Origin of the sequence: Stutzerimonas stutzeri, from assembly GCF_000935215.1 — a bacterium.
GTDB lineage: Bacteria > Pseudomonadota > Gammaproteobacteria > Pseudomonadales > Pseudomonadaceae > Stutzerimonas.
On sequence record NZ_JXXD01000217.1, the window covers coordinates 1 to 8,196 of the forward strand.

The 8,196-nt window shown below is 57.2% G+C and carries 11 protein-coding genes; 4 read left to right on the forward strand and 7 right to left on the reverse strand.

The window, feature by feature from the left end:
* Both LO50_RS19200 and LO50_RS19205 read left to right on the forward strand, forming a co-directional pair.
* A partial coding sequence (locus tag LO50_RS19200) for an endonuclease (RefSeq protein ID WP_044316028.1) occupies positions 1-693 on the forward strand: 693 nt, incomplete at its 5' end.
* Positions 694-720: 27 nt separating this feature from the next.
* Positions 721-1,449 carry an EAL domain-containing protein gene (locus tag LO50_RS19205; protein WP_044316029.1) on the forward strand — a complete coding sequence of 243 codons (729 nt, stop codon included), beginning with the start codon at positions 721-723 and terminating at the stop codon, positions 1,447-1,449.
* A gap of 270 nt (positions 1,450-1,719) precedes the next feature.
* On the opposite strand, the gene LO50_RS25225 is transcribed toward LO50_RS19205, so the two are convergent.
* The 7 genes from LO50_RS25225 to LO50_RS19240 form a co-directional block, all read right to left on the reverse strand.
* Positions 1,720-2,400: a hypothetical protein gene (locus LO50_RS25225; RefSeq protein ID WP_044316030.1), complete on the reverse strand. Its 681-nt coding sequence runs from the start codon at positions 2,398-2,400 to the stop codon at positions 1,720-1,722.
* An 80-nt stretch (positions 2,401-2,480) separates the two neighbouring features.
* Positions 2,481-2,885 (reverse strand): hypothetical protein, encoded by a 405-nt coding sequence (locus LO50_RS19215; RefSeq protein ID WP_019406670.1) that lies wholly within the window; start codon positions 2,883-2,885, stop codon positions 2,481-2,483.
* Positions 2,878-3,177 (reverse strand): hypothetical protein, encoded by a 300-nt coding sequence (locus LO50_RS19220; RefSeq protein WP_019406671.1) that lies wholly within the window; start codon positions 3,175-3,177, stop codon positions 2,878-2,880. The genes LO50_RS19215 and LO50_RS19220 overlap by 8 nt, the downstream gene beginning before the upstream one ends.
* A 61-nt stretch (positions 3,178-3,238) precedes the next feature.
* A complete protein-coding gene (locus LO50_RS19225; protein WP_044316031.1) occupies positions 3,239-4,744 on the reverse strand; it encodes a UvrD-helicase domain-containing protein in 1,506 nt (501 codons plus the stop codon).
* A 486-nt stretch (positions 4,745-5,230) separates the two neighbouring features.
* Positions 5,231-5,521 (reverse strand): hypothetical protein, encoded by a 291-nt coding sequence (locus LO50_RS19230; protein WP_044316032.1) that lies wholly within the window; start codon positions 5,519-5,521, stop codon positions 5,231-5,233.
* A gap of 15 nt (positions 5,522-5,536) precedes the next feature.
* Positions 5,537-5,719 carry a hypothetical protein gene (locus LO50_RS19235; protein WP_044316033.1) on the reverse strand — a complete coding sequence of 61 codons (183 nt, stop codon included), beginning with the start codon at positions 5,717-5,719 and terminating at the stop codon, positions 5,537-5,539.
* A gap of 248 nt (positions 5,720-5,967) precedes the next feature.
* Positions 5,968-7,266 carry a tyrosine-type recombinase/integrase gene (locus LO50_RS19240; protein ID WP_044316034.1) on the reverse strand — a complete coding sequence of 433 codons (1,299 nt, stop codon included), beginning with the start codon at positions 7,264-7,266 and terminating at the stop codon, positions 5,968-5,970.
* Positions 7,267-7,475: 209 nt separating this feature from the next.
* Here LO50_RS19240 and LO50_RS19245 point away from each other — a divergent pair, with 209 nt between their 5' ends.
* Both LO50_RS19245 and LO50_RS19250 read left to right on the forward strand, forming a co-directional pair.
* Positions 7,476-7,823, forward strand: coding sequence for a hypothetical protein (locus tag LO50_RS19245; protein ID WP_044316035.1), 348 nt, complete (start codon positions 7,476-7,478; stop codon positions 7,821-7,823).
* Positions 7,824-7,827: 4 nt separating this feature from the next.
* Complete coding sequence (locus LO50_RS19250) at positions 7,828-8,148, forward strand: hypothetical protein (RefSeq protein WP_044316036.1); 321 nt, start codon at positions 7,828-7,830, stop codon at positions 8,146-8,148.
* The last annotated feature ends 48 nt before the right edge of the window (positions 8,149-8,196 follow it).

Here is an 8,196-nt window from a genome sequence, read left to right on the forward strand (position 1 = left end):
CAGCGCCAATGCTGGCAGAACGGCGGGCGGAAGAACTGCGTGGCGACCGATCCTGTGTTCCGCGCCATGGAGGCCGATGCACACAACCTCACCGTAGTCGTCGGTGAGGTCAACGCTGACCGATCCCATTACAACTACGCACAGCTCTCCAAAACCCCCTATCAGTACGGCGCATGCGCGACCCGCGTGGATTTCAACCAGCGTGCAGCCGAGCCTCGCGACGAAGCCAAAGGACTCGTGGCCCGTGTGCAGCTCTACATGCACGACTGGTACGGCTTGCGGATGTCCCGGCAGCAGCAGCAGCTTTTTACCGCCTGGGATCGCATGTACCCACCCAGCGACTGGGAACTCGAACGCGACCGGCGAATTGCGAAGGTGATGGGGCACAGCAATCCCTATGTCACCGGCGAGCGCACCTGGACGGTGGGGCAGCAACCGAGTGGCGACGGACTTGCGACACCGGGCGTGGCCACTCATCCCTTCCAGGGGAAGAATTCCCGCTCCATTTCGCAGCACTCACAAATGACGGGCGCCACGGCAGGCAGCGTTATAGGCAACCGCAATAGCCGCGTCTATCACCTGCCGACTGGTTGCCCCAGTTATGACCTCGTGCGCGAGCACAACCGCGTTAGCTTCCAGACCGCTGCACAGGCCGAACAAGCAGGCTTCCGCCTGGCTGGGAATTGCAGATAACCGAAACCTCCACGATCCGAGGGCCACATGCTCAAGATTGCCCAGCAAACCATTCACAGCAGCGACGGAGCCGCCGTCGCAACCGAGGTTCTGGCGCGCCTGCAGCTTGGCGACACCGTGCTAAGCCCACCTCGCTTCATGGCCGGCAAGTCGATGGCCTCATGGTTCGCGCTCGACATTGAGGTGCTGCACATGCTGCAGGCCAGCACGGCGCAGCTCCATTCACCGCTGCTCGTGTTCATGAACATATCCGCTGCAACACTCGACATCCGTACATTCTTCAGCCTGTTCCAATCGAAACTGATGGCGCTTGATCCAGAAGTCCGCAATCGCCTGGTGATCGAAATTCCAGAGAGTTCCGATATGCGTGGCGCTGAGCTTGTGAGGCGGCTGCGTGCGATCAAGAGCACCGGAGCCAAGGTAGCCATTGATGATTTCGGGCAGGAACACGCCAATCAAGAGCGCCTGGAGGCGTTCGATTGGGACTTCTGCAAGATCGATCTCCCGGCAATCCAGACCACGGAAAATCTGAACTGGGTTGATGCAGCAATCCGGCACTGCTATGCCAACAAGACGCACCTGATCATGGAGAAAGTCGAGTCGTCGCAAGATATCGACCACCTGCTGCATCCGGTTAGGAATACTGCGTGGTTTCAGGGGTACTGTTTCTCGCGTCCTGAAGTCGTAGGGCCGACTCATGCTCTGGTGGGGCTTGAGCAATCTCGTGCAAACGCTGGGGTGTTGGCGTGGGGCTGATGCCAAGATGATTTTGCCGGCACGAACAGCCGGGCATGGCGGGCATGGCGGGCAATCTTCAAGTTACGGCCCCTATGGGCTCGCTGGTGCTCCTTTTGGACGCTGAGGGCTAGGACTACACGCCACACCCGCAGAACGACCTTGCGAGGCGTCTCCTGCGGGATTCTGGAAAGCGTAGCGGTCAGTCCCAGGCTTCATTTTGAAGTGGTTCGGCTGAATCACCACCGCCCTCAGCTTCAACAACAGGCCGCTATGCGGCGATCAAGGCCGCTACTTCCAGTGTGCCTGCGCGATTTCGCTCACCAACCACGACCAATAGCCGCAGATCGTGTCCTCATTGGCCACCGCCTCGCGCCACATTTGGCGAGTGAACATCGGATGCTCACCGGCGCCTTCGGGGTTGTACTTATCGTCAAGCTGATCGGCGCTCAGATGCGCGTCTTCATCGTAGCCAGTGTTGATCACCAGGCCCTCATGAAGCTGGCAGACGGGCATGAAGATTTCCGCCTCAGTATCCTCACACACCAGCCGCACGGTCGCCCGATCAGCCGCGAGGACCTTCCACTTCGATCCGGCCATAATCGGCTGGCCATCGCCATCTTCATAAGCAACGTCCTTCTCGGCTTCGAGAACGCACCCGAGGGGTAGGAGAGGGACATCCAGCATGCCACTGTAATCGCCGTCGCTTGGGAATGTCTGATGGCCCTCAGGGGGCGTCAGCCAGCTCTGTTTCTTGGGATCGAACACCATCAGGGTGAAATGTTCGGCTCGGTTCAGGGTGACATTCGCATTGAAGGCATTCAGCGCCGCCGTCGCCTGTTGGGAGGGGTAATCCATGACATCAACCTCAACGCCATGGACGCCTACCAGCTCGCGATCTGCCTCGTGGAGATGGATGGTGGCCTTGTTGGGCAGGACATGAACCTGGATTGAGCTAGTCGTAACCGACATGTGAAAACTCCGTTTTTGTTGAAGGTGCAGCGCAATGCTGTCTCATGGGCGCTTAAACCCAAGAGCAGGGAAGTGGGGGCTTAGCTGAGCAGGTGGGGAGTCACATAGCGCTCAAGATCCTGATAGGACCAAAAGTCCCAGGCCGCTTTCGCTAGTTCCTCGCAGCGGGCTTCAAGGCGAATTTGTTCCGCCTCAACCGTCATGACAACCGGATGTTCGGAGGTAATTCCTGCGCCCGTTGCATCGGGCCGATGCTCGACATACCAACCGTCCGCACGTCGAGGCTGCACGAAAGCCGACCAGCCGCTGATGATCGACAGTCGGCCGAAAGGAGAGTCCAGCCGGGCCTCGACAAGGCCGTGAGCGAAGTCCTGGTGATTGCCGGAAAATCTGCTCCTCGTGACCGACACCACTACGGGTCCGTCGATTTCGCCCTGGTGCTCCAACCAGTCCACGAAGGAGCTGAACTCAATCGACTCACTCATGGCTAAGCCGCTCGGCAACAGCCTTAGGGTTACAGCCGGCGAGACGGCGCCCGTAGATCGTGTAGTTGCGCCAACCATCGTTCAGGCACTCGGTCTGGTGCTCGATCATGTACGCCTGAATACGTTCAACGACATCAGGGTGCAACTCGAACCCGTACTGGGAACTGCTCGGCAAGATGAAGGCCAGCCAATGCTCGCTTCTGGAGCTAGGCATCACGGGCATCGGTACCGGCGTCAGTGCAAGTTCAAGTCTGCAGGCGGTGACGATGGTCAAAGGCGAAAGCTCGGACATCGGGGGCACTCCGGGAGGCTGGTATTGCCCACACTACCGCTGCATTGGTCAAACCCAAGGACTACGCCGCCTCTGCTGCGCGCTTGAAGGTAAGGGGGATATTCGGCCGCTTGCCGTCACGCCGGCCCACGAATTCGTGCATGATTTCCAGCACTGGTCCGTTGATAGCCAGAACCTTCATCGCTCGCGTGCAGGCGACATACAGCAGATTCATTTCATCCTCGAACTGCTCCAGGGTGTTTTCTGGGTTGAACGGCTCGAAGGAGAAATCATCGCTTAGCTCCACCGCATCCCATTCCAGACCTTTGGCACGGTGCGCTGTACTGACCGAGATTGTGGCTTCCAGCTCGTCCTTGACTGCCGTGCGGCGAAGTTTGGCAAAGAGGTCGGGCAGGGCGTTTTTGTACTGCTCGACCACTCGTAGCGTGCGCTGCATCTCAGCATCTTGGCTCTCTGTTGCGATTTCCTCGTACAGGTCGAACGTAGGATATTCTTGCATCAGGCGCTTGTTCTTGATTTTGTCCCGCTGCTCGGCATAGAGCCAATACAGGTCTTCGATGTCCTGCAGGTGGTAGCTATCGATGCCGCCGACCCAGAAGATTTGATCATTCTTGGCCTGTGCAATCAGGGCCGTCTCGATGACGCCGATTACGGTGCGGCAGAGAACGGTACGGTGCTCCAGGTCCTCGGGAAGGGTTTTTGTCACTCGGGTGGCCTCGCCCAGCCCTACCAGCGGCCGCGTTTCGCCCTTGAAGTGCAGGATCATGTTCGCCACCTTCGCGACGGCCGGGCCGAAGCGGAAGCTCTGGGTGAGGTAGTGCGTCTCGGCCTTGTCGAGCCAGTGAGCATCTAGCGCATCGACGGCTCCCCTGAAGCGATACAGCATCTGGTGGCCGTCACCGCACACAACAACACCCATACCGTAGCGCGCTTGGTCAGCAAGGACGCCGGCCAGCAGAGGGTTGATATCCTGCGCCTCGTCCGCCAGCACAATATCGAAACGCTTCGACAGATCCGGTCGGGTGAGCGCCCACGCTTTCAGATATCCGTCATGATTCTGGAGCACAGACGTATCGCGGACATCGAGCATTCGACTCCAGAGATGATCGGCGCTGGCGACGATCTTTCCTGCGGCGCGCTTCATGCGTTCGTTCTTGAGCCTGCTCGATGGCACATGATCGATTGTGATGCTGTCATCCGCACTGGCCAGGAAGGCATTGAGAGTGTCTTGCACCGCGCGCACGAAATCCCAGCTCTGACTCGAAATCGCGCGGGCGATATCAGTCAGCCTGAGATTCCCGGTGAGCTTGTGCTGGTACTTCGCACCCATCGAGCCATAAGCAAGCCCGTGTGAGGTCTTGCATGTCACATGGAGTGGGAATTTCTCTTTGGCCGTTATCTCGACACTCTTGTTGTAGCAGAGGTAGAGAATGCGCTGTTGGGGATGAGCTTGGGCATACCCAACCAGTGTGGTTGTCTTGCCAGTTCCGGCGAATGCGACAAGCCTGATCAGGCGAGCAAGCGAGTTAATTGCAGGTTGTTGCTCGTGCGTGAAGGCGAATGACATGGTTACTTCCTCCTGGGCTGAATGAAATTATCCCTCGCCCAAAAGGAAACCCAAGCATTACCCATTATTGCTTCGCGATATTTACACAGAACGGCTGCTCACAGTCTGCAAGTAGGCCTACGCTGTAGGCGGCAACCAACCCAAACGCCACTACGGGAACCATGGCATATGAAGATATTTGTTCAGCGCGTCATCTGCTGTAGCTGCAAATACAGACCGCGGTGGCCAATTTGTAACCGACTCGTCAGGTGAGCATATTAAGTAGCGCTTCATATTCTTCTCCTATCGCAACTCAACGCAAACGGCTGCTGGATGGACCGGACTGTGCTCTCTCACGGCCTTTTCTAACCAAGCCGCAGCTGCCGCGTTACACTTCTCCTGCGAGGAGAATCCTGGAATATGTGTTATTGCCTGGCCACCACTTGAGCTTCCAGTCGCCAAGGACAAAATAAGTACCCAAACATTCATACAATTTCCTCAAAAACTTCAGCAGCCAATCGGAGATAAGATGCAGTAACGATCCTGCCAACCCATGTCAGCATTGATAAACCATAAGATCATCCCAGTGATGATCAAACTTGAAGCTACCCGAGTAATCCAAGGTTTACGGAGGAAATAGCCGTAGGCAAAAACGATAGGCGACAGTGCAACACACATGACGCCGATAGCCCGGAACAGGCTGAAATAGTCAGTAAGTGCGATGACACCAACGGTGATGCACAGCACCGCAGTAACTCGCAGAATGCGACCCATTGGGTCAGCGGCAATGATGCCCATGGTCGATGCCCTCGATCACTTCAGTCCGAAGTTGCGCTTCAGCTCTACGATGCGTAGGACGCGCTTTCGGTGGGCCTGGGCGGAGCCCTCATCAGCCTTAAACGCGCCGTATGCGACAGCTGCGGTGTACTGTTCGTCCTGCTTTACCAGATCCAGCAGTTCCTGAAGCTGTTCCCGCATCTCGTCGAAGATGGCCATTGTCGATTACCGTGGTTTGTTCGCTGAGGTAGGTTGATATGAGTCCAGCATGACGACACTTAGCGCAATCCCAATGCCATGCCGGCATTCTCCCATAGCCCGCACACATGGAAGGCCTGAAAGGTCACCACTTTCTGGTAAGAAAACTAGGACAATGCCAATGAGGTATTGGTAGCCCTGTATGGCCCGCACATAGCTCTCGACGCCTGCTTGCGGCAAGCACAGTCGATTAGGCGATCACCCGTGAGCTACTGCCTCCTGACTGGCAGCCCTTTGACGGAACTGGCCCGCTGATCATCAAGAGAGTTGTAGTAGACATCGACCGTGGTCCTCATGCTCTCGTGGCGCAGATCAGCCTGCAGATCTTTTGCATCACGCAGCGGTGCGTCGAAGGTTGCTGAGGTGTGGCGCAGCCAGTGCAGAGACGCATCACGGAGACTTTCGATTTCCGCCTCGTTCCAGGCGTCGTGTTTCATCCGTTCGATGGCTTGGTCAAATACTCCTTGGATGAGCAGACGAATTTGCCGATCACTCAACCCGGCGCGCCCATTGAGTGCCTGCAGAAGCGGCGTGCGCTCTCCAGGGGCAGGTGTAGCTGAGAGGCCAAGGTGGCGCCGGTATCGCGCCATGTAGGTGTTCATGTAGTCGTCACGAACGCTGATTTTGGCAGCTTTGTTGCCCTTTCCGACCACATGGAAGAACCAAATGCCCTGTCCGTTGCGCCGGAAGTCCCCCATTGTTGGCTCCCAGTTATCCCGGCCAACCAGATCGGACACCCGCAAGTACATTGAGAAGATGGTGGCTAGGATGAACAGGGTGCGCTCATGTGCGTCATCGGCATCAGCCATTCTCTCGGCGGTTTCGATCACGTAGTCCCACTGCAGGGGCGTGAGCGACCGACTGCCCACCTCCCAGGTATTTCTCTGCTTGTACCGCGTCTTCTGCTTGATCGCCCGGAAAGGATTTGCCTCGGTGAAACCTTCATCATTGGCGTGCTGATAGAAGCTGCCGCAGACGGCGAAAATCTGCGCCACGGAGCCCTGAGATGGGGTGTATTTTTTTTCCTGGCAGGGCGTTCCTGAATTGAGTTTGGCGCGCTTCGGGGCGACCGCATTGAAGGGGCGCCAAGCCTCGTTGACCTGATAGACATCGCTGTCTTGGGCCTTGCGTCCGCCGATACGGTTGAATCGTGACTTGACCACCGGGCCGACCCATCCAGAAGGAGGATTCAGACAGAACTCCATGAAGGCCTCGGCATCGACGCGGGTCAGATCCAGGATGGGTTTGCGGCGGATCAGCAGCGACCATAGCAGCAAGCGCTCGGCATGCGTTCTGTAGGAGTTGAACGTGGTTTCGTTGCCGGCGTAGGAGTTGAGGAAGCTCCGAACGACTTGGTAACCATCTACGGCGCGAAGCTCGGCCGGAAATGCTTGAAGGTAATCGCGGACGGCCGGTAGCTCAGCGTTGAGGTTCAGGTGATTGAGGGCCTGAAATCTCTGGTACGTCTCGAACAGTGGCGCAGGCGCGGTTTTGTTTGGGCTCGGCATAGGACATTCCAGGCGATGAAATCTGTCCTGATTCTGCTGTGCAGCGGCCTTCTGTGCAATATCCGAGTCTGGTGATTATCGGATATTGCACATCTCTATTACCACCCTCCGACCGTTGCCACCACACATGAATGGCCGGCATCAGGTCAGCTTGGGTTCCCTTGGATCGTTGTTAATGTGAGCACATCACCCGCTGCAACGAGACACCCATGCAAGCCAAAGACATCAAGCCCAAGGCTACACACACGAAGCTGCGAATGCTCGATCTGATCGAGCGCGGAATCATCATTGCAATCTCGCGCCTCACGGTTGACCAAGTGGAGACAGATCACGGCTGGATCGTGCAAACGCTGGCCATCGGCGCGACTCACGATACGCCATCCGCCTTCCCGGTGGTCGTCATCGATCAGCACGCTGACGATTGCGAGGCCATGAAGTACGCCGTATCGATCTTTGAGGCATTGAAAGCCCGAGGCCTGCTCAGCTCGGATCAAGCTGCTCGGTACCGACGCGCTCTGATCACGCTCGTGCCGCAAACATCCAGGACTGCGGGTTGAATTCATGACCACTACAGATAGCCAGGCTGCACCGCATGAGCTGCTTCGTGAGGAGTTCTGTGCATTGGCCAAGGCCGTTCTCCTGAGCAACCACGGCCGGCGCTGGAATGTTGAGCTTGGAGAGCATTATTCGGCTTTCTCGGACGCCGAAACGGCAGAGCTTGCCCTTCGTGACGTGCACCATGCTGCCGTAAATAACGCTCTCTTCTTCAACGATCCTGTGCAGTCTGGCTCGCTCTACGGCACAACCACCCTCCCCCCGGCCCATGTACTCGATCAGTACCCGGACCTGATCGAACTGTTCCCGAATGCCGTTGCGATATGACGCTGCCCTCTTCTCTGAGCCCGCCTATGCGGGCTTTTTTGTACCTGC